Genomic DNA, 24,757 nt, shown 5'->3' with positions numbered 1-24,757 from the left:
ACTAACGGCGCAACGCCTCGGGTTTCCCGGCCTCCGCGGGCCTGGTGGAGTCCAGACGCGCCCACACGATCAGCCGGTGACTGTGCCCCCATTCCGGGTCGCAGGTGGTCAGCGTCAGGTACCGGCCCGGCCGTGTGTATCCCGACGCCCGCGGTACGGGGTCGACCACCCCGACGTCCGACGGCACGGTTTTGTACGGCCCTTTGTCGATCCGATACGTGAACCAGGTCGTCCCGTCGGTCAGCACCACCGCGTCGCCCCGCCGCAGCTCGGGGAAGTCCTTGAACGGATCGCCGTACGTCCGCCGGTGCCCCGCCACCGCGAAGTTCCCCGGCTGCCCGAGCCGCGTGGTCTCCGCGTAGTGCCCGAGGCCCTTCTTCAGCGTGCCCGTCCCGGTGCCCTCCAGCACCGGCTTGTTCCACGTGAAACCGAACCGCGGGATGTACATGATCGCGAAGGGCTTCCCGGGCGCGTACGGTGCCGGCTCCTGGGCGACCGGCTCCTTCCGCCACTGCCGGTGCAACAGGTCGACCTGGTGCTCCATCTCCGCGTCGGCCCTGACCCCCGTCCAGAACAGCACGTAGACGGCGAAGAGCAGCAGCACGGCCCCGACGGTGACGCACAGCTCGCTGACGGCCCTGACGACGACACGCACCGGCAGCTCCTACCGGGGGCTACGGCTACGGAGGGCCACGGCCAGAGGGGGCTACGGCCTACTTCACGGGTTCCGCGTAGTGCAGGTCCACTGTGCCCGAGTAGCCGGGCAGCGTCACCGCCCCGTCGTCCTCGACTTTCCAGCCGAGCCCGTAGACGTTGACGTACACCATGTAGTTCTGGATCGCCGGGGACGCCGACAGCGCCTGCTTCAGCGTCTCCGGGTCGCCCACCGCCGTGATCTTGTACGGGGGCGAGTAGACGCGGCCCTGGAGGATCAGGGTGTTGCCCACACAGCGCACGGCGCTGGTCGATATCAGCCGCTGGTCCATGACCTTGATGCCCTCGGCGCCGCCCTGCCAGAGCGCGTTCACCACCGCCTGGAGGTCCTGCTGGTGGATCACGAGGTAGTCGGGCTCCGGCTCGGGATAGCCCGGGAGCTTGGCGGTGGCGTCCGGCGGGGCGTCGTCGAGCGTGACGGAGACCGCCTCGCCCTTCACCTCGTCCGTGCCCGCGCTCTTCTCCAGCTCGGCGAGGTCGGCGTCCTCCGACTCGCTGCTGCCGTCGTCCCGCTCGGCGAGACCCTCGATGTCGTCGCGCAGCGCCGCGTTGGTCTCGTCCAGCTCGCCGTTGTTCCGGCTGCGCTCCTGGATGAGGTCGGAGAGCTTCAGCAGCGAGTCGTCCGTCCGGATATTGGTGCCCTTGGCCGTATTGAAACTGGTGAAGAAGATGAGCCCGGCGAGAGCGAAGACGGCCGCCGTGAGCACCCGCACGGGCCGGAAACGTCGCCTGCGGGCGGGACTGGTCCCGGCCTGGGGGGAGTCGGCAGAATTGCTCAACGTACCCTTATCTCCTTCGGCGCCACGGAAGCACTACGCTAACGGACGCCCGGGGGAACGTTCCGTCCACCTGTTAGTCCCCTAGTACGTCGCCCCGAGCCCGACCCAGTTCCCTGCGCGGCCACGCAGCGCATCGACAGGAGAGACCCTCGTGCCGAAGTCACGTATCCGCAAGAAGGCCGATTTCACGCCGCCGCCGGCCAAGCAGTCGACGAGCATCAAGCTGAACAGCCGTGCCTGGGTCGCACCCGTCATGCTGGCGATGTTCCTCATCGGCCTCGCCTGGATCGTCGTGTTCTACGTCACCGACGGTTCGCTGCCCATCGACCAGCTGGGCAACTGGAACATCGTGGTGGGCTTCGGCTTCATCGCCGCCGGGTTCGGCGTCTCCACGCAGTGGAAGTAGCGTCGGCCGCCCGGTGAACCCAGCTCTGCCCAGGGCTATCCACTGAGTTATCCACAGGGCTTGTCCACACGCTGGGGAAAAGAAACGACGATCTGTGGATAACTCCCCGGACGTTGACGCCGGTGTGACAGAACCACCGGCAACCGAATACATGTTCGCCCCCTGCCTGACCTGCGGAAATACAGTTCAGCGACAGGGGGCACACGTGTTCTTACACACTGTGCACAAGATCGGACACCCGCTGTGGACAACAGCCGCTCAGGTGAGCTGTGACGTCCTCAGCAGGGCCAGCGCCAGGCAGACCACCAGGACCAGCGCACAGGTGCCGTACTGGATGAGCGCGCGCCGCTTTCGCGGGGCGTGGATCATGGCGTAGCCGATCACGACGCCGGCGACGAGACCGCCGATGTGCGCCTGCCAGGCGATGTTGAAGCCCGGACTGAAGGTGAAGATCAGGTTGATCGCCAGCAGGGCGATGACCGGCCGCATGTCGTAGTTGAGGCGGCGCAGGAGGACGGCGGTCGCGCCGAACAGCCCGAAGATCGCGCCCGAGGCACCGAGCGAGGGCTGGTTGGGCTCCGCGATCAGGTAGGTGAGGGCGCTGCCCGCGAGGCCGGACACGAGGTAGAGGGCCAGATAGCGGGCGCGGCCCAGGGCCGCTTCGAGGGGGCCGCCGATCCACCAGAGGCTGAGCATGTTGAAAAGGATGTGGATGTAACTGCCGTGCAGGAACATCGAGGTCAGCAAGCGGTACCACTGGCCGTCCGCGACGCCCTCGACGGAGCCGAGCAGGGGCACATAGGCCCGGCCGATCAGTTCGAACCGCTCGGTGAAGCGGTCGCCGACGGCGAGCTGGACGAGGAAGAGGGCGAGGTTGGCGCCGATCAGGACCTTGGTGACCAGCCGGGGATCGCCGGTGACCGGGCCGCCGGCCACGGTGCGAGGGCGGGTCGCGGTGGGCGCGTGGCCCGTACCGGAGCCGTCGCGGACGCAGTCGGGGCACTGGAAGCCGACCGAGGCGTCGATCATGCAGTCGGGGCAGACGGGCCGCTCGCAGCGGACGCAGCGGACGCCCGTGGGGCGGTCGGGATGGCGGTAGCAGGCCGGCGATCCGGCGTCCTGTGGGATGCCTCCCGCTGCCTGGTCCATGAGGTCCCCTCGATCGTCGCGTGCAAGTGTCGTGTGCAATGCGCCCGCCCCGCCCATCCCTACGGATGAGCGGGGCGTTTTGTTCCCGTGCGGGCCGGTCGGGGCCGTCCCGGACCCGGGATCAGCCTTCGCGCGTCTCCACGACGACCGACTCGATGACGACGTCCTGGACCGGACGGTCCGTACGCGGGTTGGTCGGCGCGGCGACAATGGCGTCCACGACCTTCTTCCCGGCGTCGTTGGCGACCTCACCGAAAATGGTGTGCTTCCGGGTCAGCCACGTCGTCGGCGCGACGGTGATGAAGAACTGCGATCCGTTGGTGCCCGGACCCGCGTTGGCCATGGCCAGCAGGTAGGGCCGGTCGAAGGAGAGATCCGGGTGGAACTCGTCCTCGAACTGGTAACCGGGACCGCCGGTGCCGTTCCCCAGCGGGTCGCCACCCTGGATCATGAAACCACTGATCACCCGGTGGAAGACCGTCCCGTCGTAGAGCTTCTCCGTGGACTTCTGGCCAGTGGCCGGATTCGTCCACTCGCGCTCGCCGGTGGCGAGCTCGACGAAGTTCTTGACCGTCTTGGGGGCATGGTTCGGCAGGAGCCGGACTTCAATGTCGCCGTTGTTGGTCTTCAGGGTGGCGTAAAGCTGCTCAGCCACGATCTGCCTTCCGTTGTCTTCCTGTGACGCCCTGATCCTCGCACGGTCCGCCCCGCACGTCGCCCAGCGGTCGATCGCCTTCCCTCTTCGACGCGGGTCGCTTGCGGAAATCCGGCCGAGTACTCCCGGGACGGGAGCGCTGCGCGTCGATCCGTGGCATTGTCGACGACAAGCTCCCGTTGCCCCGGATTCACCCGCTATCGCGGTCGATCTCTCGCGGTCGATCTCCGCATCCGGCGACAGCGTCATGACCCGGATGCCCGCCCTCACATGCCTGACGGTGCGTCGAGAGGCATGATCCGTAAAAGGGTGGAAAGTCGAATTACCGTACGCCACCGAGGAGGAGGAACCCGTGACCCGCATCGACAGCGTGCGCGCCGCGACCGGTTCGGCGAAGGACAGCGTGCTGCACGCCGCGGAAGTGGTGGCGCCCTACGCCGACACGGCCAAGGACAGGGCCGCTCACTACGCACACGAGGCGCGCGTACGGCTTGCGCCCAAGGTGTCTTCGGCCGCCGGCCAGGCTCGACAGCAGTACGGCGTGTATGTCGCGCCGCGGCTGGAGCAGGCCCGTTCGCATGTGCCACCGAAGGTGGACCAGGCCGCTCATGATGCCGCCCTGCGTACCCGCGTCGCCGCCCGCCAGGCGGCCGAGTACTCGCGTCCCCGGATCGAGCAGGCCGTGGCCGCCGCCACTCCGGTGCGGGACGAGGCGGCGCTGCGCGGCGCCGCCGCGCTGGCCGCGCTGCGCGGTCAGGTCTCGGCCAAGGAGATCCGGAAGCTGGCGCGCAAGCACGAGCGCCGTGCGAAGACCAACCGTGTCGCCAAGGCCCTGCTGGTCCTGGGCGTGGTGGCAGGCGGTGCGTTCGCCGCCTGGAAGTGGTGGGACAAGCAGGCCAACCCGGACTGGCTGGTGGAACCCCCGGAGGCGACGGAGGTTCCCGAGTCGACCCGGCTGACCTCGGTGGACGGCAGCGGGCAGACCTCGCTCGACCCCGAGGTGCAGGCCAAGCAGGCGGAGGACGAGGCCGCGGGCCGCGACGAGCAGCGCTGAGCGCCGCCGGACGGACGCGTTGCACTGAGGGGCGGGAGAGCCTTGGCTCTCCCGCCCCTCAGTGATGTTTCTCAGTGATGTTTCACGTGGAACGGCGGAACAGCCGGGTCCGGCGTCCCGTCACCGTCCGTAGCGACGATCGCGCAAAGAGTACGAGCGAAGGGCGCGCAGGAAGTCGATCTCGCGGAAATCCGGCCAGTAGGTCTCGCAGAAGTACATCTCGGCGTACGCGGACTGCCAGAGCAGGAAGCCGGACAGCCGCTGCTCCCCTGAGGTGCGGATGATGAGGTCGGACTCGGACCGCGCCTTGGAGTACAGGTGCTTGGAGATGTGCTCCATGGTGAAGGTCTCGATGAACTCGTCGATGTCGCCGCCCTGGGCGCTGTGCTCCATGAGCGCGGAGCGGACGGCGTCGACGATCTCACGGCGTCCGCCGTAGCCGACGGCGACGTCGACCTTGGTGCCGCCGTGCCGGTCCTGGGTGGCGGCGGTGGCGACCTTGAGGCGGTTCGCGGACTCGGCCGGCAGCAGGTCCAGGGCGCCGACGACCTCGACCCGCCAGGGATTGCCGGGCGCGGCGAGCCGCTCGACGACCTCGGCGATGATGTCGATCAGGGGCGTCAGCTCGGCCTCGGGGCGGCGCAGATTGTCGTCGGAGAGCATGTACAGCGTGACGTGCTCGATCTCGGCGGAGTCGCACCAGCGCAGGAAGTCGGAGACCTTGGCGCCGCCCGCGCGGTAGCCCTCGCGCGGGTCCTCTATGCCGGCGGTCTTGGCCCAGCGGCGGTTCCCGTCCAGCATGATGCCGATGTGCTGAGGGCGTGGGCGTCCTTCCAACTCCCTGACAAGCCGCTTCATGTAGAGCGCGTCGAGAGCGGCCCGTACCTTCGCCCGCATGGTTTGCCCCTTCCACGTCGTCGGCAGCGTCCGAACGGCCCCGACGGCGATGAGCCACGTGGCACCGCCCCGCAGAGGTGGGGGTCCCGGTGCCCTGTGGAGTGACGATATCAAGAGCCGACACCCCGTTTTCCGCGTCGTACCGGGGCTCCCCCGGCACCCTCTCCATGATCGGCAAATCCCGCCGCCGCAAGGGAAGTTGGCCACTCATCGCACGGACCGGCGGGACGCCTCTGTGACCACCGGATTTGACGTGGGACACACAGGGACGGTAGTGGAGCCGGTCCAGCCGCCATCGCGGAGCCGCAACGAAAAGGCCCCTCCGAGTACGTTCCCGCAGCCCGGAGGGGCTTTCCAGTGAAGCTGTGACACCTGTGAATCCGTGAACCCCGTGACCCTGAACCCCGCGAGGTCTGTGGGATCTAGGGGATCTATGGAATCTGTGAGATCTGTGGAGCCTAGGGGAGTCGAACCCCTGACATCTGCCATGCAAAGACAGCGCTCTACCAACTGAGCTAAGGCCCCGGAACCGAAGCGTCCGACCGGCCGGAAATCCGTCCTGCCGGGCGCCGCAGCCAAGAGTACCGGGTCGCCCCCCGTATCTCCCAAACAGATTGGGGGTCCCGGTGGACGACCACTCTCCGTAAGATGCTCGGCGTGGTTCGCTGGAGCGAACTGCGGTTTTTGGGGTAGCGATGGGGAGACGCAATGGACGCCGCACAGCAGGAAGCCACCGCAAGAGCGCGGGAGCTGCAGCGGAACTGGTACGGGGAGCCGCTGGGGGCGCTCTTCCGTAGGCTGATCGACGATCTCGGGCTCAACCAGGCACGTCTCGCGGGGGTCCTGGGACTTTCCGCGCCGATGCTGTCGCAGCTGATGAGCGGCCAGCGGGCGAAGATCGGCAATCCCGCGGTGGTCCAGCGGGTCCAGCTGCTCCAGGACCTGGCGGGGCAGGTCGCGGACGGCAGTGTGAGCGCGGCCGAGGCCACCGAGCGCATGGACGAGATCAAGAAGTCGCAGGGAGGCTCGGTGCTCAGCAACACCACGCAGACGACGAGCAGTTCCGGTGCGCCCACGGTCAAGCGGGTGGTCCGCGAGATCCAGTCCCTGCTGCGGTCGGTGGCGGCCGCCGGCGACATCATCGAGGCCGCCGACACCCTCGCCCCGACCCACCCGGAGCTGGCAGAGTTCCTCCGGGTATACGGCGCCGGCCGCACCTCGGACGCGGTCGCGCACTACCAGTCCCACCAGAGCTGACCCCGTCCGGGCCCGACCGCCGAGGGGGTACGGCAGCCGGGCCCGGGATGTTCCGGGGCCACGGAGCAGGCAGGGCAGGGGGAGGGCGACGCAGAAGCCATGGGTGAGGTCTTCGCCGGCCGGTACGAACTGGTCGACCCGATCGGACGTGGGGGAGTCGGCGCCGTCTGGCGCGCCTGGGACCACCGCCGCAAGCGTTATGTGGCCGCGAAGGTGCTGCAGCAGCGGGACGCGCACGCCCTGCTGCGTTTCGTCCGCGAGCAGGCCATGCGGATCGACCACCCGCACGTGCTCGCGCCGGCCAGCTGGGCCGCCGACGACGACAAGGTTCTGTTCACGATGGACCTGGTCACCGGCGGCTCGCTCGTGCACCTGGTCGGGGACTACGGTCCGCTGCCACCGTCCTACGTCTGCGTCCTGCTCGACCAGCTCCTGGCCGGGCTCGCCGCGGTGCACGCTGAGGAGGTCGTGCACCGGGACGTCAAACCCGCCAACGTGCTCCTCGAAGCGACCGGGACCGGCCGGCCCCGGCTGCGGCTGTCGGACTTCGGCATCGCGATGCGGCTGGGCGAGCCGCGGCTGACGGAGACCAACCTGGTGGTGGGGACACCGGGCTATCTCGCGCCGGAGTCGATGCTGGGCGCGGAGCCGGATTTCCCCGCCGACCTGTTCGCCGTGGGTCTGGTCGCGCTCTATCTGCTGGAGGGCGCCAAGCCGGACACGAAGGCGCTGGTGCAGTACTTCGCCGAGTACGGGACGCCGAGGGCGCCGGCCGGGGTCCCCGAACCGCTGTGGCAGGTCGTGTCCATGCTGTTGCAGCCCGATCCGCTCGCCCGTTTCCGTACGGCCACGGGAGCGCGCAAGGCGCTGGCCGCGGCGGTGGAGCTCCTGCCGGAGCCTGGCCCGGACGACGAACTGATCGAGATCTTCGACCAAGTGGGCCAGCTGCCGGTCGGGTTCGGCCCGCAGGGGCCGGTCAGACCGTCCCGCGGGTTGCCGTCGGCACGGGCACGGGTACGGACCGAGGACGGGACGCTGGACCGGACATCAGATCAGACGCCGGACCAGGCATCGGACCAGGCGTCGGATCGAATGCCGGGCCAGGCGCTGGACCAGGCGTCGGGACGGGACCCGCAGGGGAACAGGCACCCATCGATACCACCCCTGCCCTCGACCTCACCGACACCACAGACACCACAGACACCACAGGCACCGCCGACACCACCGCATCCCTCCCCACCGAGCATGTCGGACACCGGCAGCTTCCCTCTGGCGCCGCCCCAGTCCACCGTCGCGCTGTCGTCCCGCGTGCCGCTCCCGCACCAGGCACCGCCCACGCCCCCACCGACTGCCGCCCCGCACCCCTCTCCGTACCCCACGCTCCCGCCCCAGCCGCGCGAAGATCCCTCCACGGCCTCGTACACGGCCAGGAACGACCAGGTTCCGGCGCCGGGTCCGTCGGTAGCCCAGCACCGCGCCCCCCGGCGGCGCCGTCCCGGCCCTCCGGCAGCGGTGGTCCTGCCGGTCCTGTTCATCGCGCTGGCCTGCTACGCGGTGGGGTTCTGGGCGCTGACCCGGATCTGAACATGATCTGACCCGGACCTGACCCGGATTCGATCCGCATTTGATCCGGGTCCGGGCCTCGCCCGAGGAAGGCTCGACCCCGGTCAGTCAGGCACCCCTGCGCCGTCCCACGACCGTCCACACACCCAGCCCGGCCAGCAGGATGCTCCCCGTGCCGATCCCGCCCACCGCGACGGCCTTCATCGCGAGGTTCTCCCCCGGGCCCGCTCCGGTACCTCCGCCCGAACGCCCGGCCGTCCCGTGCTCCGGCGTCGTCCCCTGGAACGGCGCCACCGCCTCGAAGACATCGCGCGGCACCGGCTCCCCCGCGTACCCGGGTCCGTTCTCCGCCTCTCCCATGATCCGCACGCGCAGGACCAGTTCGAACGGTCCCTGCCCGAACCGGTCGGCGACCTGTTCCGCGAGGTGCACGACCAGGTAGTAGGAGCCGGCGAACCGCATCGCGCGCTGCTCGCCGGTGGCGGCGTACCGGTTGGCGTAGGCCACGGGCGGTACGGGGCCCACGTCGGCGGTGGCCTGTCGTCCGGTGTAGCCGGTGGCGGCGGAGTCGACCCGGCCGCGCACGGGGTTGTGGAGCGACAGGCCGAGGGCGGCGGTGGCGTAACCGGAGGTGCCGTCACTGGCGCCGAGTTCGGCGGTGGCGTGGACGCGTCGGCCCCAGTCGAGGGGGACCTTGTAGAAGAGGGTCTGTCCGGGGCGTACGTCGGTGCGCCAGGCGCCCTGGCCGAGGACGGCGGCGTCGGTGAATCCGGCGCCGGCGGGGCGGCGTTCGGGCTCGTCGGTGAGGGGCTCGGGGGTGGCGGAGTCACCGGCGTCCGGGGCACGGGTCGTGCCGGTCTCCTTCAGGGCCGGCTCGGTGACGGTGGTCAGCTCCAGGTCCCAGTCGTCGGGCTGGGAGTCCTGGGGCCGGGTCCGTTCGACGACGACGTAGTAGAGGCCGGGGTGCTGGCAGCGGGTGGTGCCGGGGGTGATCTCGCGGCGGCCCCAGGCGGTGAGGGGGTGGGGGCTGCGGGCGGCGCCGAAGGTGGCGGTGTCCAGGGAGCAGGAGCCGCCGTCGGCGTCCTGGAGGGAGACCCGGATGCCGTCGACCGCGACGACGTCGCCGCCGGGACGGGGTACGGCGGTGACGGAGACGTAGGCGGTGGAGGCCGCGTCGAGTTCGAGGGCGTAGTGGGCCTCGGCTCCGCGGGCCAGGGAACTGCGGTAGGTGGCGCCGGGCGCCAGACGGTCGGCGTCCGCGGCGGTGGCGGCTCCGTCGACACGGCGGGCGTCCGCGGCGAAGGCGTATCCACTGTCGGTGTCCACGGCGAGGGCATATCCGCTGTGGGCACCGGCCGCGTGGGCGGGGCCAACGGGGAGTACGGCGGTGAGACACAGGACGGCGGCCGCGGCGACCGCAGCTGCCGTGCGGCGAGACACCGGAAGAAGGGGAGCGCGCCCGGCAAGCATCAAGGGCGCCGACGCGGCGGGTGCCGAGGGCCCGCGCCCGGCGGGCGTCGAGGACGCAGGCCCGGCGGGCGTCGAGGACGCAGACCCGCCGTCCCTGGCCACCGGCTTCGACGTACGCCGCCACCCCATCGTGCGCCACCCCTCGCCGTTGCCCGGACCGGATCGTGGCCCATCCTGCCCCGCCGCGCGGCCCGCCATCCGCCGGATCCGTACGAGCGTCCGAAACATCCATCCCGCCGGCGATGCTCCGGCGCAGCGGACACACAAAACCCCGACCGTGGCACGGCCGGGGTCTGTTCTCAGGACCGGGTGTCGGTCTTGCTCACGAACCCGTGGGCACGGAGTCAGTCGCCTCCGTCCACAGATCCTGCTCGGCGCGATCCGCCTGGATCTGGCGGTACACGAGGAGCCCGCCGATGGCGGCCAGTGCGACCAGGAGAAGCTTCTTCACCGCGCGACCTCGTCTTTCCTTGACGTAGGGGACCTCTGGCGCCCGACTATACACACCGACCGATATCGATCGGTGACCTGCGTCCGGCGCCAACTCACCCCTGTCGGTACCCAGTAGAGGCGAGTCGAGCCGCTCCGATCTGAGGGTGATCACACGGTGATCACGCGTCCACGGACGGTGAACTTTGACCGCCCTTCTCCTGCCTCCGCACCTTTCGGCCCCTCTTGCACCCATCCGTGTGGTGTTGATCTGAAGATCGACGCGCCGGGGGCGTCGGTCCACCACTTCGCGGCACCGATACACATCATGAGGAAAGTACGCAAATCGCCCAACCCGAAAGTGAGGGGTTATGGCCCGGAACAAGGTCATGAACCTGTGGACCGCCTTCGTCACCGCCTTCCTCGCGCTGTGCACGGCGCTCGGACTCATCACGACGACCGCCTCCGCGGCGGTACAGCAGACCGAGACCACTCGCAACAGCGAGGCCGGCCAGGAACTGAGCGAACCGGCGGCGGCCCCGCGGTCATGGCCACGGGTCGGCTCCCTGCCCCCCACGATGAAACAGCGCATCCGCGCCGAGGCGCACGGCAAGTCCCCCAGTTGCCGCCACCGTCCCTCCACCGACGCGGCCGACGCGGCCCGCTCCGCCGCCCTGTGCGAGGGCGAGGAGACCGCGGACGCGGAGCCCGGTGCCCCTGTCGACACACCGCTGCAACGCTGAGCGCCCCGCCCCTCCATCCCCTTACATCCCTCTGGTCACCACGGCGATATCGCGTACTGCAGCAGCGAAGGCCCGGCGCTCGACGAGCGCCGGGCCTTCAGCCGTCCGTGACGGTGATCGCCTGCGACGGGCACAGCTCGGCTGCCTCCTGGACGCCCGGATCGTCGCCGGAGTCCTCGCAACCGGGCCGTACGGCACCGAAGCCGTCCACGGTGGTGAAGACGGAGGGGACCCGGTAGACGCAGTCCCCGGAGCCGTAGCAGAGGTTCTGATCGACGGAGACCTTCATGGGGAGCCAGGCTAGTGCGGCCTCTCGGTGCCGTCACCGGCGCCGGCACCGGCCCACCACTCCCGAGCCCCGCCAGGTCCACCGAATGCACGATTACCTGTTCCCGTTCCAAGGTCATCGAGCGAGCGTAACCACAGGTCAACGCATGAGAAAGACCCCCGACCGATACCGGCCGGGGGTCTTTCTCGCTGGTGGGGCTAACAGGATTTGAACCTGTGGCCTCATCCTTATCAGGTCGATCATGGAGCCCCGTCGCCCCTGGCTCTCACCTGCTCGGCGGCCTTCTGCCGGTCGCCCTGGTGCGCCTTGATCCGGCGGCGTACGGGGCTGTTGGTGTCGTCCACTGGTGTCAGACACCAGCAGGCCGCTTGACAACTACCGCTTGGGCAGCTCGGTGACGAACGTCCCGATGCCCGGCTGCATGTACGCCAACCCCGCCTTGCGCAGCTCCGTCAACACACGCTTGGCCGTCACCTGGCTGATCCCGAACTCGTCGCAGATGTCCATCGCAGACGGAAGCCGCCCCTCGGGCGGATAGGTCCCGTCCAAGATCCGCTCCGACATGACGGCGTACACCTGCCGCCACCTCGGTACATCCGGCTCCCACTTCATGATCTCGAAGTTAGGTGGGCTCATCCGTACACGCGAGATCAGACAACCCATACGACCTATACCACCTATCCCGCAGCGGTACCCTGCAAGTGCAGGGCCCCGACCGCGTGGACGGCCCAGGGGCATGGACGACCGAGACGGAGTCGACGTGAACGAGGGCACGCAGGACCAGAGCGCTCTGAACACCCCAAGCGCGGCCGTGACGGAACCGATGACCTACGGCTACTGCTCATGGCACCGGGGGTACACCGCCGGCATCCGGGCCATCGAGGTGGTGGAGCAGGCTTCCGGGCCGGGGCATGTGCAGTCGGCGTGTAGGCCTTGCCGTGAGGTGTACGACCTGGTGCCGTATGCCGATCAGCCGTGACCGGGTCGTACTGCCGACAACGGCATCTGACTGCTGTGCTTCCGTGGCACACGAAGTAAGGGGCAGGCCCCGAAGAGCCTGCCCCTCAATCACTTGCCCTTCGGCTTGTGCTTGGTCGGGTCAACGAGCTTGTAACCCTGACCAGCCTTGGGCGTCGGCGGAAGGGGCTTGCCCTTCACGGCCGTGACCTCGGTCTTGGAACCGGGGACCTTGTACTGCCCTGACTCTGGCGCCGGCGTACCCGGCGTGAGCTTCTTGGCCATTTCGATCACCTACCCTTCGAGCTGGATACCGCTCGATGTAGACCCCGCTCTTCTAGGTGAAGGGCGGAGCCATGTAGGGTCGATGGGCGCCTAGGAACGCATCATGACCCCAGTTCGAGCAGGTACCGACCCCGCGTCAGTCCTTCTGAACTGGGGTCTTTCGCGCTGTTGAGAAGGATAGCGCCTCCTGTGGCTCAAATGGGGTACACAGACCACAACTTGTGGGCATGTTCGACCAACCAGCCACTAGATGTAGGGATAGCGGCGAACCTTTCAGGCTACCGGCACCCACTGACAGTCCCAACGCATGGCGATCAAGCCTTCGTGAGCTTCCAGCACATGCAACAGCCCGGTGGCCCACCTCCTCACCCACCACTCACCCCAGCTCCCATCCCGTCCGCCGTCGACCCACACACCGTGGAGCGGGCGTGGTTCAGGGCGTCAAGGTGGAGCGCCCCGCTGGACGAACGACCTTGACGCCCTGGGCCGCGTCCGCTCGGCTCTGCCTGGGTCGGCGGTGGACGGGATGGGAGCCCCCGCGCGTACCCCTACGGGTCCGCAGTCGGCGACGGCGCCCCCTCCATCCCGGTGCCGGCCGATCCCCCGCCGGAGGCATCGCCTTGACCGCACGCTGTTCTGCGCGGTGATCGACTCACACACCCCGGCGCTTCTTGCTCGTGGGCGCGCGTAGGCGCAGCGCGGGCGGAGCGGGCCGGAGGCAGGAGCGGCGCCCGCGGCGGAGCCGGGAGCGCGCCCGGCGAAGCGGAGCGCAGCCGGGCTTGATGAGGTAGAGAAACTCGTAACAGCTCAGGGCCGCTGGGTCTCAGACGTAGTCATCCGCTGGGGGTGTCGGCATGCGGCCGCCGGGGCCTGGAGAGGCAACGTCTCGCCGTTCCTGCTGTCCGCGATGGAGCCCGTGCGGGTCGCGCTCCACGTACGGGTCGTGCCGCTCTGCCGGGGCTCAGCCCGTGGACGCGTCCACAGGAAGCAGTCGGCTCGTGAAGCCCTCGGCGCACAGGCGCTCGTACGCTTCGAGTACCTCGCCCGGCATGGACTGGCTGATCATGAACCCTTTCTCCGGGTAGACCAGCAACCGCTGCAACGCCCCCACCAACATGTCGATGACCAGGCGGGCATCCTGGATGGAGTCCACATAGTCCTCCAGCGTCATGGGTGTTGAGGCGCTGACGAACTCGACTCCCGGCCACTGCTTGCACGCGGTGGCGTACGCGCGCCGCTCCTCGTAGGGCTTGCTGATCAGCAGTACCGAGGACACCTCGACGCCGGCCTCTTCGAGCACGGCCCGGGAGAAGCGGATGTTCTCGCCGGTGTTGCGTGCCCGCGGCTCCACCAGGATCGCTGAGCTGGGGACGCCGAGGGCGAGAGCGCGCTCGCGGTAGTGGACGGCCTCCCCCTTCGGCATCCGCTCACGCGTCGTGGGGCTGGTGGACCCAGTGAACACCAGCAGGGGGGCCATGCCGTGCGCGTAGAGATCTGCCGCCGTGTCGGCCACGCCCAGGTCGTGACTGCCCAGGCCGATGGCGACCGAGCAGGGACGCAGGGCGTGGCCCATCTGGTGGTAGTCCCACAGGCGCCGAGTGTCGGCCCATGCCTGCGTCGAGATCATTTACTGCCCCTTCTCGCCCTTCGCTGAGTCGGGGACCTTGAAGTCGTACTCCCAGGCGAAGCGCGAAGCCGCGTGTACACCGATGGCGAATTCGACCACTGTGCCAGACGCCGTGTAGGTGGTCCGGTGCAGCTCGACGACCGGTTCCCCCGGGGGGAGCTGGAGGAGGCGGACTTCGTCGGCGGTCGGCGTCCGGGCGAAGAGTTCTTCCTTCATGTGGTCGATCTCGTATCCGGCGTCGTACAGGACGCGGAAGCCGCCGCCCTTGCCGGCCGGTCCCGGGGTCGGGTCAACGAGCCGGGTTCCCTCGACGTGCTCGGGGCGGTAGTAGCTCGTCAGGGTGTGGGTCGGCTGGTCGCCTTCCTTGACCAGACGCGCACGCGCGTACACCTGCGCGCCTTCGGCCAGGCCGTGAGCAGCTGCGACTGCCGGCGGTGCCTCGACCAGGCTGATGGTCTGGGTCTGCTCGTTCCGCCGGTAGCTGCGTCCGCTGGCGACGCGGTCCGCGATGAACGCGACCTCGTCCCCGTCCCGCCACTTGGCCTTGTCGTACCTGGCGATGCCGAGCCGCTTGAGCGGGAACCGCTTCCGCACGACCGTGCCGTGCCCACGGGACGACGTGACCAGACCTTCGGCTTCGAGTGCCTTGTAGGCCGCGTGGACGGTGGACTTCGAGCCCTCACCGTCCGCGACCAGCTCTCTGATCTGCGGAAGCTGCTGGCCAGGGGCGTATTCGCCGCTCCTGATCCGGTCAGCCAGCTTGTCTGCCAGCTCGCGCCACTTGGGTGCCATCGCTGACTCCTCTCATCAAGGCAAGTCTTGCACAGTCCCAGGACTGTTGACAGTCCTGGGACTGCATGCCACAGTCATGTCGTGCCGCCAACAGTCCCAGGACTGCGGCGGGGCCAGTCCTCTTTGGGCTGCTCGTAAAGCAACGACATGGGAGTGCTTCATGCCTTCGTTCAAGATCGACCTTTCGACCGCCGTCGTGTTTGTGGCGACTGCCCCGGAACCGAAGATGGCCAACAAGAAGACGGGTGAGCGGGCTGTGGACCGGGAGACCGGTGCGGGTCTGTCGACCGTGGGTCTGCTGGTCTCGGATGAGGGGGAGGGCAACCTCTACCAGGTGACCGTTCCGGAGACGGGCTACCCGGAGGGCCTGGCGCCGGGCACGCCCGTGAAGGTGGTCGGGCTGAAGGCGCGGGACTGGGAGAACGAGTTCAACGGCCAGAAGCGGCACGGCATCGCGTTCCGCGCCGTCGCGGTCACCCCGGCGGCCTGACCATGACCGACCTGACGATGTGGCTGGAAGCCACGGGAGCCGTCGCGGGTGCCGGCGGTCTCGGCTATGCGAAGGTCCGCGCCCCTCGCGTGTACTGGTCGCTGGTCGGCCTGCCGGTCACCTGGGGCCGCTTCGTCTGCTCGTACCGCTCGACGATGGATGTGTGCGGGCTGACGGTGCAGCCCTCGGGCCTGCGGGCGTTCATGACCCGCAACGTGGCCCGGCGGGAAGTTCAGCCGGTGCCGCCGAAGATCCGCCGGGTGGCGGGTACCTCGACGGGGCTGCGGGTCACGCTGCGGCTTCCGGCCGGTCTGGAGCCCGCCGACCTGATCGCCTCCTCCGAGCGGCTGCGGCACGCCTGGGGCGTCCACTCGGTCACCGTCACGGAGACCAGGCCGGGCTACGTGGAGCTGCGGATGACCGGCTACGACGTGCTGCGCCGGGTGCGGATGCCCCGTAGTGCGGTGCCCCGGGACATGGTCGTTCCGGTGGCACTGCGGGAGGACGGCACGGCTTTCAAGCGGGACTACCACAAGGTGCCGATGGCGCTGACGCTCGGGGCGAACCACTCGGGCAAGTCGATGTACCAGCGCAACCTGATCAAGGGGCTGGCTCAGTTGCCGGTGGCCCTGGTCGGCATCGACTGCAAACGCGGCGTGGAACAGACCGCCTACGCCTCCCGGCTCTCCGCGCTGGTGACCAGCCCGGACGATGCCGCCGCGCTGCTCGGCGTCCTGGTCGCCGAGATGGAAGACCGCTTCGACCTGCTCAGCAGTGAGGGTGTCTCCGACCTGTGGGAACTGCCCGCCTCGGCGCGGCCGGTGCCGGTCGTGGTCCTGGTGGACGAGGTCGCCGAACTGTTCCTGATCTCCTCGAAGAAGGACGAGGAGCGCCGCGAGCAGATCGTCACGGCGTTGATCCGGCTGGCGCAGATGGCCCGCGCGGTCGGCATCTACCTGGAGATCTGCGGGCAGCGCTTCGGCTCCGAGCTGGGCAAGGGCGCCACCATGCTCCGCGCCCAGCTCACCGGCCGGGTGGTGCACCGGGTGAACGACAAACAGACCGCCGAGATGGGGCTGAACGACGTGGCCCCGGACGCGGTCCCGGTAGCCAGCCTCATCCCGATGGAGCGCCCCGGCACGGCGGTCGCTGCCGACTCCTCCGGGGGCTGGTCGAAGATCCGAACCCCGGACACCTCCCGGGACGAGGTCGCGGCCATCTGCCGGGCCTTCGCCCACCTGGTCCCCGACCTTCCCGCGCTCAAGCCGTTCCAGCCCGCCGTGCCCGCCACCCCGGCGGCGCCGGCCGCTGGCCCGTCGCTGGCCAAGCCCCGCCCGGCCACCCCCTGAAGGGAGGTATCCCCGTGCCCCGTTCGATCCGTCCGGACGCGGTGCTCGTGCAGGCCGTGATCGCTGGTGCGCTGTCCTTCGCCCATCTGCACGACCTGGCCGAAGCCGCCGGGCAGTCCGGCTGGAAAGCCTGGGCTTATCCCGTCTCCGTGGATCTGCTGCTGGTCGCTGCCTGGCGTCGGCTGCGCACCGTCCGCCGGGACCGCTCGGCCTGGACCTGGTTCGTCATCGCCCTGTTCGCCTCGCTCGGCGCCAACATCGCCACCGCCGGACTCCTTGACCTGACCGCCGTACCGGCGTGGCTGTGCATCCTCGTCGCTGGCTGGCCCGCTCTCGCGTTCCTCGGCGGAACCCTTCTGGTCCACTCACCCACCGACCAGCCCGCCGACGACGAACCGGCCGCACCGGACATCGCGGTGCAGCGCACCGACACCCCCGAGCCTGCGCCCGTTCCCGAGTCTGACCCGGTCCCGGAACTGGCCCCGGCCGCGTCCGAACCTACGCCTGCGTCTGCGCCTGTGCCTGCGGTCAGTGCACCGGTTGTGCCGGCCGCTCTCCTCGACCACGCCCGGAAACTCGCCGACGCGCACCGGGCGTCGACCGGCACACCGATGCCCGCCGACGCGCTCTCGGCCCGGCTCGGCCTGCCCACCCCGATGGTCGACGCCATCACCGCTGAACTCCAGCTCACCTGACCAGTACAAGGAGGAACGATCGTGCGGAGCTTCAACCGCCCGTCCGACTACGTGGACGCTGCCCGCGAGATGGCCGACACCGGCCGCCCGACCCTGGCCCGGCTGCTCGCCGAGGAAGCCGCCGACCTCACCTCGGACCCGGACGGCAAGGCGCGCATCCTCGCCGAGTTCCCCGGCCGCAGCCTCCGGCAGGAGGGCTGACCGCCATGTCCGTCTACCGCCGCTTCCGCAACCGCTCACGCATCGGCCCGGTCGAGGTCGGCACCTACTACGACGGCCGTGGCCGTGAGAAGCACACCGCCGCCTGCACGGCCCCGCGCTGCGGCTTCTCCGCCGACTACCACGACCGTTCCGCCGCCGAGCTGGCCGCCCGCACCCACCGCTGCAAGGCCTGACAGGAGACCTCCGTGGACGTACCGCTCTGGCTCGCGCTGCTCGTCGTCGGCTTCCTCGGCATCAAGCTCATCCGCCCGCCCTGGTGGCTCATCGCCGTGCTCCTCCTCGGCGGCTACCTCATCGCCGACAGCATCCTCGCCCCCGCCGTCGACACGGTCGTCAAGTAACCCCGCCGCGAAGGGACACCCATCGTGTTCACCCCGAAGTACCCCCACCCGGACACCGTCGCCCCGGTCACCGAGGCACCGGCACCCACCCCCGCCGTCCCGGCCCCGGCACCGTCCGCACCCATCGTGGCCCGTCCTGCCGTGCAGCTCACCCCGGGCAGCGCGCTCGCCCTCGCGGCCGGCGGCAGCGCCGTGGTCCTGGTCGTCGGTGCCGTCCTGGTCTCCATGCTCCTCGCCGTCGCCATCACCGGCGTCTCCGTCGCCCTGGTCGCCGTCGTCCTCCGCCTGCTGCTCAAGGACCTCGCCCAGCAGCGCTGACGGCCCCCGGAGCGGCCTCGGTCGCCAAACTTCCGCCGCTCCGGGCGCCTGCACCCCCAACAGATCCAACGGACCCGAAAGGGACGCTTCATGATGCCCCAGCCCGCCCCCGTCACGCGTGTCTGTCGCGCATGTGACGGCTTCGCCACCGCCGTGATCACGACCGGCGCCCGGCACCGCGACGGCACCCGCGCCACCCGCCGCCTGTCCTGCCCGGCCTGCAAGGGCACCGGCCACACCACCCCCGCCTCCCGCCGCCGGGCGGTGACCGGCGCGTGAACGACTCCGCCACCCTGGCGGGCCTGGACCCGGCCACCCTCACCGACGTACTGAGGCTGGCCGGGGCCCCCGGCTTCGACCGCATCCAAGACCAGATCCGCCGCACGGGCGGCTGCTCCGACCCCATCCACCTGCATGGCTCCGTCGTCGTCCGCGACGCCCACACCCGGCACGTCCTGCACTCCTACTCCACCGACACCGAACCCGGCGGACGCCTCCGCATCGCCTGCGGCAACCGTCGTGCCTCCCGCTGCCCCTCCTGCGCCTGGACCTACGCAGGCGACACCTACCACCTCATCCGCGCCGGCCTCACCGGCGACCCCGCCAAAGGCACCCCGGAGACAATCCGCGACCACCCCCGCGTCTTCGCCACCCTCACCGCCCCCTCCTTCGGCCCGGTCCACAACCGCCCCGGCACCCGCCCCTGCCGCTGCGGCACCCACCACCCCGATGACGCCCCCGAACTCGGCACCCCGCTCGACCCGGACACCTACGACTACGCGGGCGCCGTCCTCTGGAACAACCACGCCTCCGACCTGTGGCGCTACTTCACGATCTACCTCCGCCGCGAGATCGCCCGCCGCGCCGGCCTCACCCAGAAAGCCGCCCGCGAGCAATCCCGCATCGCCTTCGGCAAGGTCGCCGAGTACCAGAAACGCGGCGCCGTCCACTTCCACGCCGTCATCCGCTTCGACGGCCCCGACGGACCCGACTCCCCACCACCCGCCTGGGCCACCCTCGACCTGCTCACCGACGCCATCCACGCAGCAGCCGCCCGCGTCGCCGTCGACATCGCCCCCGCCGGGGACCAGCCCGCCCGCACCCTGCACTGGGGCACCCAACTCGACGTACGCCCGATCCGGGCCTTCGGCGACGGCGCCGACATCACCGAACAGGCCGTCGCCTCCTACGTCGCCAAGTACGCCACCAAGGCCGCCGAAACCACCGGCACCGTAGACCGCCGCATCGGCAACAAAGAGGCGCTCACCCTGCTCGGCGTCCCCGACCACCCGGCCCGGCTCATCGCCGCCTGTCTCGACCTCCACCCCCTCTACCCGGACCGCAAGCTCCGCGACTGGGCCCACATGCTCGGCTTCCGCGGCCACTTCTCCACCAAGTCCCGCCGCTACTCCACCACCCTCAGCGCCCTGCGCCAGACCCGCGCCGACTACCGCGCCACCCAGCAGCGCCAGGCGCTCGGCCTGCCCGATCCCGACGACGAACAGGCCACCACCCTCACCCTCACCCACTGGACCTACGCCGGCCACGGCCACACCCCCGGCGAATCCTGGATCGCCGCCAACATCCGCCGCGACCTCCAGCACAACCGCGAAACCGCCCGCGAAGAACTACCCGGTCTCCTCAACCTCGACCAGGACGGAGCCGCCGCATGACCACCGCCACCCCCGAGCTGCTGACCGTCCCCGAAGTCATGGCGCGGCTCAAGGTAGGGCGGACGAAGGTCTACGACCTGATCCGCACCCACCGCCTCGTCTCCATCAAGGTCGACGGCTGCCGCCGCATCCCCTCCCACGCGCTCGGCGACTTCATCACCCGCCAGATCGGGGAGGCGGCCTGATGGCGAAGCGACGCCCCAACGGCGGGGGCACCATCTCCCGGCGTGCTGACGGGCGCTACATGGGCCGCGCCTACGTCACCGACACGGACGGCCACCGCGTCCGGAAGACCGTCTACGGCGCCACCTGGGACGAAGCCAACGAGAAGCTCGGCAAGCTCCAGGACCAGGAGCGCAACGGCATCCCGGTGCCTTCCCGCTCCTGGACGCTCGGCGAGTGGCTGACCTACTGGCTGGAGCACATCGTCCAGCCTGAGCGCGAGCACAACACGTACGTCAAGTACGAGTCCAAGGTGCGGCTCTACCTGCTGCCTCACCTCGGAAAGAAGCCGCTGGTCAAACTCACCCCGGCGCAGATCCGCGTCTTCATGGCGGCACTGACCCGCGAAAAGGTCGGCGCTGCGGCCCGCTTCGAGGTCCTCCGCGTCCTGCGCAACGCGCTGAACCGCGCCATGCGCGAAGAGCTGCTCACGCGCAACGTCGCGCTCCTGGTCGACATGCCCAAAGTCACCAAGGACAAGGGCACGGCGTGGAACGCCCGGGAAGCCATCGCGTTCCTGCGCTCGGTCCGCGCCCACCGGCTCTACGCGGCCTGCGTCCTCGTTCTGGTCCTCGGGCTCCGTCGCGGTGAGGTGCTCGGGCTGCGCTGGCAGGACATCGACTTCGAGGCCGGCCGCTTCACCCCGGTCAAGCAGGTCCAGCGGAAGAAGGGCGTCGGCCTGGTCCTCAAGGACCTCAAGACCGAGTCCTCACAGGCTGTCCTCCCGCTCCCGGAGTTCTGCGCCCGCGTCCTGGATGAGCGGCGCGAGCTGCAAGCACTGGAACGGAAGATCGCCGGTGAGCACTGGTCGCAAAAGCCTGACCATGACCTGATCTTCTCCGCCGAGCATGGCGGCATGATCGACCCGGTGGGCTTCTCCCGCACCTTCGACCGACTCGTCAAACGGGCCGGTGTCCGCCGGATCACGGTTCGCCTGGCCCGGCACACCTGCGGGACCCTGCTCGCCTTCCTGAAGGTGCACCCCAAGGTCGCTCAGGCGATTCTCCGGCACAGCCAGATCAGCATGACGATGGATGTGTATACGCACGTCGTCGGGGACAGCGAGCGGGAAGCGGTCGGCATGCTCGCCGAACTTCTCGAAGACCCGCTCATCGGCTGATCGCCGCCGTTGGTGTCAAGAACTGGTGTCAAAAGGCCCCCGGACCAATGATCCGGGGGCCTTTTGGCTGGTGGGGCTAACAGGATTTGAACCTGTGGCCTCATCCTTATCAGGGATGCGCTCTAACCAACTGAGCTATAGCCCCGCCGCGCTCTGCGGTGTGTTTCCCGCGCGCTGACTCCTGAAGATTAGCGCACGACGGGGGCAGTCCCAAAATCGGTATCCGGTGGCCGTCACTCGTCCTCGGCGAGCGTCAGCTCCACGCCGCCGACGAAACCGGCGGAGAGGTTGTAGATGAACGCGCCGAGCGTGGCCAGCGCCGTCGCCAGGACGACGTCGATCACCGCGATGATCGTCGTGAACAGCAGGACGTTGGGCAGCGACAGGAACGACTGCAGGTCGAAGCCGTTCGACTCATTGGAGCCGGTGGCCTCGGAGATCGTGCCGCCGACCGTCGAGAAGACGCCCATGGCGTCCATGACCATCCACAGCACGGCCGAGGCGACGATCGTGCACACGCCGAGCGCGATGGAGAGCAGGAAGCTCACCTTCATCACGGACCACGGGTCGGCCTTGGCGACCCGCAGGCGTGCCTTGCGGACGCGCGGTGTGGTGGTCGCGCCGGTGCGCGGACGGCGCACGGCGCCCGTGCGGGCGCCGGAGCCCGACGGGACGCCCGCCTGGGTCTGGTACGCCTGCGGCGGGTGGTAAGGCCCGCCGGCCTGTTGCTGCTGCCGTTCGCCCGGCAGCGGAGAAGCGGACTGCTGGGCAGCCTGCTGGTGCGGCGTGGCCTGGGCCTGGGCGCCGCTTGCGGCCGGGCCCGCGCCAGCCGCGTACTGCTGGCTCTGCGGGCCTCGGGTTTCCGTCACAGTTCCCCCCTGGGATCCATGAGTCTCGTACGAGGATGAGGACGCGTTCCCGTGCGGGTCCGTTCCCTGCGCGGCGGAGCCACGGCCGCCGCCGTCCGTTTCCGTACCCCTTGAGGTACCGGCCGATCCGGCGCCCGTGGCTCCGCTCACGATGACTCTCTCCTCGTGCTACTCGGCCGAGGGCGCCTCACCCTCGTCCGTGCCGGCGACGGTCGCGGCATCCTCGGCGGTCTCGTCGACGACCACGTCGCCGTCGACTTCCTCCGCCTCGCGTCCTGCCTCGGCGTTGCGTGCGATGCCCACGACGGCATCGCGCTTGCCAAGATTGATCAGTTGGACACCCATGGTGTCACGGCCCGTCTCCCTGACCTCGTTGACTCGCGTGCGAATCACACCGCCGGAGAGGGTGATGGCGAGGATCTCGTCGGTCTCCTCGACCACCAGGGCTCCGACGAGTTCTCCGCGGTCCTCCACGATCTTGGCGGCCTTGATGCCGAGGCCGCCGCGTCCCTGGACGCGGTACTCGTCGACGGAGGTCCGCTTCGCGTAACCGCCGTCCGTGGCAGTGAACACGAACGTACCGGCTCGAACAACATTCATCGAGAGCAGCTCATCGCCGTCACGGAAACTCATGCCCTTGACGCCCGAGGTCGCACGGCCCATGGGCCGCAGGGTGTCGTCCGAGGCAGTGAACCTGATCGACTGCGCCTTCTTGCTGATCAGCAGGAGGTCGTCGTCGGCCGAGACCAGTTCGGCCCCGATCAGTTCGTCGTCGCTTCCGTCCTCCCGCTCGCGCAGGTTGATGGCGATGACGCCGCCCGAGCGCGGGGAGTCGTAGTCCTTCAGCGACGTCTTCTTCACCAGGCCGCCCTTGGTGGCCAGGACCAGGTACGGCGCCGCCTCGTAGTCGCGGATCGCGAAGATCTCCGCGATCGCCTCGTCCGGCTGGAAGGCCAGCAGGTTGGCGACGTGCTGGCCACGCGCGTCCCGGCCGGCGTCGGGCAACTCGTAGCCCTTGACGCGGTAGACGCGGCCCTTGTTGGTGAAGAACAGCAGCCAGTGGTGGGTGGTGGAGACGAAGAAGTGGTCGACGATGTCGTCTTCCTTCAGCTTCGCGCCCCGTACGCCCTTGCCGCCGCGCTTCTGCGCCCGGTAGTCGTGGGTCTTGGTCCGCTTGATGTAGCCACCGCGGGTGACCGTGACGACGATGTCCTCCTCGGCGATCAGGTCCTCGATGGACATGTCGCCCTCATAGGGGATCAGCTTCGTCTTGCGGTCGTCGCCGTACTTGTCGACGATCGCGGTCAGCTCCTCGCTGACGATCTCGCGCTGGCGGACCGGCGAGGCGAGGATCGCGTTGTACTCGTTGATCTTCGCCTGGAGCTCGTCGTGCTCCTGGACGATCTTCTGGCGCTCCAGGGCGGCGAGCCGGCGGAGCTGCATCTCCAGGATCGCGTTGGCCTGGATCTCGTCGATGTCCAGCAGGTCCCGCAGGCCGACGCGGGCGACCTCGACCGTCTGGCTGGCCCGGATCAGCGCGATGACGTCGTCGATGGCGTCCAGGGCCTTCAGCAGACCGCGCAGGATGTGGGCGCGCTCCTCGGCCTTGCGCAGCCGGAACCGGGTCCGGCGGACGATGACCTCGATCTGGTGGTTCACCCAGTGGCGGATGAACGCGTCCAGCGAGAGGGTGCGCGGCACGCCGTCGACCAGCGCCAGCATGTTGGCGCCGAAGTTGGTCTGCAGGTCGGTGTGCTTGTAGAGGTTGTTGAGGACGACCTTGGCCACCGCGTCCCGCTTGAGGACGATGACCAGGCGCTGGCCGGTGCGCGAGGACGTCTCGTCGCGCACGTCGGCGATGCCGCCGATCTTGCCGTCCTTCACCAGGTCGGCGATCTTCTGCGCGAGGTTGTCGGGGTTGGTCTGGTACGGCAGCTCCGTGACCACCAGGCACTGGCGGTTCTGGATCTCCTCGACCTCGACGACGGCGCGCATGGTGATCGAGCCGCGCCCGGTGCGGTACGCCTCCTCGATGCCCCGGCGGCCGACGACCAGCGCGCCGGTCGGGAAGTCCGGGCCCTTGATGCGCTCGATGAGGGCGTCGAGCAGCTCCTCGTGGGAGGCCTCGTAGTTCTCCAGGTACCACTGGGCGCCGGCGGCGACCTCGCGCAGATTGTGCGGCGGGATGTTGGTCGCCATGCCGACCGCGATGCCGGCCGAGCCGTTGATCAGCAGGTTCGGGAAGCGCGCGGGCAGGACGGTCGGCTCCTGGGAGCGGCCGTCGTAGTTGTCCGTGAAGTCGACGGTCTCCTCGTCGATGTCGCGGACCATCTCCATCGACAGCGGCGCCATCTTGCACTCGGTGTAGCGCATGGCCGCCGCCGGGTCGTTG

General features: G+C 69.4%; 31 protein-coding genes and 2 tRNA genes. 17 read left to right on the top strand and 16 right to left on the bottom strand.

The window, feature by feature from the left end; translation table 11 throughout:
- Position 1 precedes the first annotated feature (1 nt).
- A complete protein-coding gene (locus tag UW392_RS15185) occupies positions 2-655 on the bottom strand; it encodes a class E sortase (RefSeq protein WP_320775511.1) in 654 nt (217 codons plus the stop codon).
- A 58-nt stretch (positions 656-713) separates the two neighbouring features.
- Positions 714-1,493 (bottom strand): DUF881 domain-containing protein, encoded by a 780-nt coding sequence (locus UW392_RS15180; protein WP_320775510.1) that lies wholly within the window; start codon positions 1,491-1,493, stop codon positions 714-716.
- 151 nt (positions 1,494-1,644) lie between these two features.
- Between UW392_RS15180 and crgA the strand changes: the two genes are divergently transcribed.
- The gene (gene crgA, locus UW392_RS15175) at positions 1,645-1,899 is read left to right on the top strand and encodes a cell division protein CrgA (protein ID WP_320775509.1); all 255 of its coding nucleotides are present in this window, start codon (positions 1,645-1,647) and stop codon (positions 1,897-1,899) included.
- Positions 1,900-2,157: 258 nt separating this feature from the next.
- Here crgA and UW392_RS15170 read toward each other — a convergent pair whose 3' ends face one another.
- Both UW392_RS15170 and UW392_RS15165 read right to left on the bottom strand, forming a co-directional pair.
- On the bottom strand, positions 2,158-3,048 hold the full coding sequence (locus tag UW392_RS15170; protein ID WP_320775508.1) for a rhomboid family intramembrane serine protease: 891 nt from the start codon (positions 3,046-3,048) through the stop codon (positions 2,158-2,160).
- A 121-nt stretch (positions 3,049-3,169) separates the two neighbouring features.
- A complete protein-coding gene (locus UW392_RS15165) occupies positions 3,170-3,703 on the bottom strand; it encodes a peptidylprolyl isomerase (protein ID WP_320775507.1) in 534 nt (177 codons plus the stop codon).
- 352 nt (positions 3,704-4,055) lie between these two features.
- On the opposite strand from UW392_RS15165, the gene UW392_RS15160 reads away from it, so the two are divergent.
- Positions 4,056-4,757 (top strand): DUF5324 family protein, encoded by a 702-nt coding sequence (locus tag UW392_RS15160; protein ID WP_320775506.1) that lies wholly within the window; start codon positions 4,056-4,058, stop codon positions 4,755-4,757.
- 120 nt (positions 4,758-4,877) lie between these two features.
- Here the strand turns inward: UW392_RS15160 and UW392_RS15155 are convergent, their stop codons facing one another.
- Both UW392_RS15155 and UW392_RS15150 read right to left on the bottom strand, forming a co-directional pair.
- On the bottom strand, positions 4,878-5,654 hold the full coding sequence (locus tag UW392_RS15155; protein ID WP_320775505.1) for an isoprenyl transferase: 777 nt from the start codon (positions 5,652-5,654) through the stop codon (positions 4,878-4,880).
- Positions 5,655-6,106: 452 nt separating this feature from the next.
- A tRNA-Ala gene (locus UW392_RS15150) sits at positions 6,107-6,179 on the bottom strand.
- Between the two features lie 183 nt (positions 6,180-6,362).
- Here UW392_RS15150 and UW392_RS15145 point away from each other — a divergent pair.
- Both UW392_RS15145 and UW392_RS15140 read left to right on the top strand, forming a co-directional pair.
- Positions 6,363-6,911, top strand: coding sequence for a helix-turn-helix domain-containing protein (locus tag UW392_RS15145; protein WP_215170393.1), 549 nt, complete (start codon positions 6,363-6,365; stop codon positions 6,909-6,911).
- Positions 6,912-7,010: 99 nt separating this feature from the next.
- Positions 7,011-8,495, top strand: a complete 1,485-nt coding sequence (locus tag UW392_RS15140) for a serine/threonine-protein kinase (protein ID WP_320775504.1) — start codon at positions 7,011-7,013, stop codon at positions 8,493-8,495.
- 87 nt (positions 8,496-8,582) lie between these two features.
- Here UW392_RS15140 and UW392_RS15135 read toward each other — a convergent pair whose 3' ends face one another.
- Together UW392_RS15135 and UW392_RS15130 are read right to left on the bottom strand one after the other, a co-directional pair.
- Positions 8,583-9,800, bottom strand: a complete 1,218-nt coding sequence (locus tag UW392_RS15135) for a hypothetical protein (protein ID WP_320775503.1) — start codon at positions 9,798-9,800, stop codon at positions 8,583-8,585.
- Positions 9,801-10,266: 466 nt separating this feature from the next.
- Positions 10,267-10,395, bottom strand: coding sequence for a DLW-39 family protein (locus UW392_RS15130; protein WP_003999697.1), 129 nt, complete (start codon positions 10,393-10,395; stop codon positions 10,267-10,269).
- 349 nt (positions 10,396-10,744) lie between these two features.
- Here UW392_RS15130 and UW392_RS15125 point away from each other — a divergent pair, with 349 nt between their 5' ends.
- A complete protein-coding gene (locus UW392_RS15125; RefSeq protein WP_320775502.1) occupies positions 10,745-11,116 on the top strand; it encodes a DUF6344 domain-containing protein in 372 nt (123 codons plus the stop codon).
- A gap of 97 nt (positions 11,117-11,213) precedes the next feature.
- On the opposite strand, the gene UW392_RS15120 is transcribed toward UW392_RS15125, so the two are convergent.
- Positions 11,214-11,405, bottom strand: a complete 192-nt coding sequence (locus UW392_RS15120) for a ferredoxin (RefSeq protein WP_320775501.1) — start codon at positions 11,403-11,405, stop codon at positions 11,214-11,216.
- A 375-nt stretch (positions 11,406-11,780) separates the two neighbouring features.
- Complete coding sequence (locus UW392_RS15115) at positions 11,781-12,041, bottom strand: winged helix-turn-helix domain-containing protein (protein ID WP_320775500.1); 261 nt, start codon at positions 12,039-12,041, stop codon at positions 11,781-11,783.
- A 124-nt stretch (positions 12,042-12,165) separates the two neighbouring features.
- On the opposite strand from UW392_RS15115, the gene UW392_RS15110 reads away from it, so the two are divergent.
- Positions 12,166-12,384, top strand: a complete 219-nt coding sequence (locus UW392_RS15110; protein WP_320775499.1) for a hypothetical protein — start codon at positions 12,166-12,168, stop codon at positions 12,382-12,384.
- Between the two features lie 89 nt (positions 12,385-12,473).
- Here UW392_RS15110 and UW392_RS15105 read toward each other — a convergent pair whose 3' ends face one another.
- From UW392_RS15105 to UW392_RS15095, 3 genes are all read right to left on the bottom strand, one after another.
- Positions 12,474-12,647, bottom strand: a complete 174-nt coding sequence (locus UW392_RS15105) for a hypothetical protein (RefSeq protein ID WP_167531786.1) — start codon at positions 12,645-12,647, stop codon at positions 12,474-12,476.
- Between the two features lie 961 nt (positions 12,648-13,608).
- Entirely contained in the window at positions 13,609-14,274 is a 666-nt protein-coding gene (locus UW392_RS15100) for a YdcF family protein (protein WP_320775498.1), read from the bottom strand.
- Entirely contained in the window at positions 14,275-15,066 is a 792-nt protein-coding gene (locus UW392_RS15095) for a GntR family transcriptional regulator (protein ID WP_320775497.1), read from the bottom strand. It abuts the gene before it with no gap.
- 160 nt (positions 15,067-15,226) lie between these two features.
- On the opposite strand from UW392_RS15095, the gene UW392_RS15090 reads away from it, so the two are divergent.
- From UW392_RS15090 to UW392_RS15040, 11 genes are all read left to right on the top strand, one after another.
- Positions 15,227-15,556, top strand: coding sequence for a hypothetical protein (locus tag UW392_RS15090; RefSeq protein WP_320775496.1), 330 nt, complete (start codon positions 15,227-15,229; stop codon positions 15,554-15,556).
- A 2-nt stretch (positions 15,557-15,558) separates the two neighbouring features.
- Complete coding sequence (locus UW392_RS15085) at positions 15,559-16,905, top strand: FtsK/SpoIIIE domain-containing protein (RefSeq protein ID WP_320775495.1); 1,347 nt, start codon at positions 15,559-15,561, stop codon at positions 16,903-16,905.
- A gap of 14 nt (positions 16,906-16,919) precedes the next feature.
- A complete protein-coding gene (locus tag UW392_RS15080) occupies positions 16,920-17,600 on the top strand; it encodes a DUF2637 domain-containing protein (protein WP_320775494.1) in 681 nt (226 codons plus the stop codon).
- A gap of 18 nt (positions 17,601-17,618) precedes the next feature.
- Complete coding sequence (locus tag UW392_RS15075; protein ID WP_320775546.1) at positions 17,619-17,801, top strand: hypothetical protein; 183 nt, start codon at positions 17,619-17,621, stop codon at positions 17,799-17,801.
- A 5-nt stretch (positions 17,802-17,806) separates the two neighbouring features.
- The gene (locus UW392_RS15070; protein WP_320775493.1) at positions 17,807-17,995 is read left to right on the top strand and encodes a mobile element transfer protein; all 189 of its coding nucleotides are present in this window, start codon (positions 17,807-17,809) and stop codon (positions 17,993-17,995) included.
- A 12-nt stretch (positions 17,996-18,007) separates the two neighbouring features.
- Positions 18,008-18,163, top strand: coding sequence for a hypothetical protein (locus UW392_RS15065; RefSeq protein WP_320775492.1), 156 nt, complete (start codon positions 18,008-18,010; stop codon positions 18,161-18,163).
- A gap of 24 nt (positions 18,164-18,187) precedes the next feature.
- Positions 18,188-18,481 carry a SpdD protein gene (locus tag UW392_RS15060; RefSeq protein WP_320775491.1) on the top strand — a complete coding sequence of 98 codons (294 nt, stop codon included), beginning with the start codon at positions 18,188-18,190 and terminating at the stop codon, positions 18,479-18,481.
- Between the two features lie 153 nt (positions 18,482-18,634).
- The gene (locus UW392_RS15055; RefSeq protein ID WP_414496161.1) at positions 18,635-18,760 is read left to right on the top strand and encodes a hypothetical protein; all 126 of its coding nucleotides are present in this window, start codon (positions 18,635-18,637) and stop codon (positions 18,758-18,760) included.
- Positions 18,757-20,154, top strand: a complete 1,398-nt coding sequence (gene repSA / locus UW392_RS15050) for a replication initiator protein RepSA (protein ID WP_320775490.1) — start codon at positions 18,757-18,759, stop codon at positions 20,152-20,154. The genes UW392_RS15055 and repSA overlap by 4 nt, the downstream gene beginning before the upstream one ends.
- Positions 20,151-20,339, top strand: coding sequence for a helix-turn-helix domain-containing protein (locus UW392_RS15045; protein ID WP_320775489.1), 189 nt, complete (start codon positions 20,151-20,153; stop codon positions 20,337-20,339). Before repSA ends, UW392_RS15045 begins: the two co-directional genes overlap by 4 nt.
- The gene (locus tag UW392_RS15040; RefSeq protein WP_320775488.1) at positions 20,339-21,496 is read left to right on the top strand and encodes a site-specific integrase; all 1,158 of its coding nucleotides are present in this window, start codon (positions 20,339-20,341) and stop codon (positions 21,494-21,496) included. The genes UW392_RS15045 and UW392_RS15040 overlap by 1 nt, the downstream gene beginning before the upstream one ends.
- Positions 21,497-21,564: 68 nt before the next feature.
- Here the strand turns inward: UW392_RS15040 and UW392_RS15035 are convergent.
- From UW392_RS15035 to gyrA, 3 genes are all read right to left on the bottom strand, one after another.
- Positions 21,565-21,641 (bottom strand) — tRNA-Ile (locus tag UW392_RS15035).
- A gap of 88 nt (positions 21,642-21,729) precedes the next feature.
- A complete protein-coding gene (locus tag UW392_RS15030; RefSeq protein ID WP_320775487.1) occupies positions 21,730-22,515 on the bottom strand; it encodes a DUF3566 domain-containing protein in 786 nt (261 codons plus the stop codon).
- 18 nt (positions 22,516-22,533) lie between these two features.
- Positions 22,534-24,757, bottom strand: a 2,224-nt coding sequence (gyrA, locus tag UW392_RS15025; RefSeq protein ID WP_320775486.1) for a DNA gyrase subunit A, incomplete at its 5' end; no start/stop codon positions are given.

The organism is Streptomyces sp. CRN 30, assembly GCF_034105845.1.
The sequence above is the reverse complement of the archived record's forward strand: the minus strand, read 5'-3'. Positions and strand labels throughout refer to the sequence as shown.

Bases quoted from the DNA above. Each gene is read 5' to 3' on its own strand.
- UW392_RS15120 (WP_320775501.1), bottom strand. From the start codon at position 11,405: ATGAAGGTCTCCGTCGATCAGAACCTCTGCTACGGCTCCGGGGACTGC.
- UW392_RS15085 (WP_320775495.1), top strand. From the start codon at position 15,559: ATGACCGACCTGACGATGTGGCTGGAAGCCACGGGAGCCGTCGCGGGT.
- UW392_RS15140 (WP_320775504.1), top strand. From the start codon at position 7,011: ATGGGTGAGGTCTTCGCCGGCCGGTACGAACTGGTCGACCCGATCGGA.
- UW392_RS15125 (WP_320775502.1), top strand. From the start codon at position 10,745: ATGGCCCGGAACAAGGTCATGAACCTGTGGACCGCCTTCGTCACCGCC.
- UW392_RS15070 (WP_320775493.1), top strand. From the start codon at position 17,807: ATGTCCGTCTACCGCCGCTTCCGCAACCGCTCACGCATCGGCCCGGTC.
- UW392_RS15100 (WP_320775498.1), bottom strand. From the start codon at position 14,274: ATGATCTCGACGCAGGCATGGGCCGACACTCGGCGCCTGTGGGACTAC.
- UW392_RS15145 (WP_215170393.1), top strand. From the start codon at position 6,363: ATGGACGCCGCACAGCAGGAAGCCACCGCAAGAGCGCGGGAGCTGCAG.
- UW392_RS15045 (WP_320775489.1), top strand. From the start codon at position 20,151: ATGACCACCGCCACCCCCGAGCTGCTGACCGTCCCCGAAGTCATGGCG.
- UW392_RS15170 (WP_320775508.1), bottom strand. From the start codon at position 3,048: ATGGACCAGGCAGCGGGAGGCATCCCACAGGACGCCGGATCGCCGGCC.
- UW392_RS15090 (WP_320775496.1), top strand. From the start codon at position 15,227: ATGCCTTCGTTCAAGATCGACCTTTCGACCGCCGTCGTGTTTGTGGCG.
- UW392_RS15105 (WP_167531786.1), bottom strand. From the start codon at position 12,647: ATGGCCAAGAAGCTCACGCCGGGTACGCCGGCGCCAGAGTCAGGGCAG.
- UW392_RS15095 (WP_320775497.1), bottom strand. From the start codon at position 15,066: ATGGCACCCAAGTGGCGCGAGCTGGCAGACAAGCTGGCTGACCGGATC.
- UW392_RS15115 (WP_320775500.1), bottom strand. From the start codon at position 12,041: ATGAGCCCACCTAACTTCGAGATCATGAAGTGGGAGCCGGATGTACCG.
- UW392_RS15040 (WP_320775488.1), top strand. From the start codon at position 20,339: ATGGCGAAGCGACGCCCCAACGGCGGGGGCACCATCTCCCGGCGTGCT.
- UW392_RS15155 (WP_320775505.1), bottom strand. From the start codon at position 5,654: ATGCGGGCGAAGGTACGGGCCGCTCTCGACGCGCTCTACATGAAGCGG.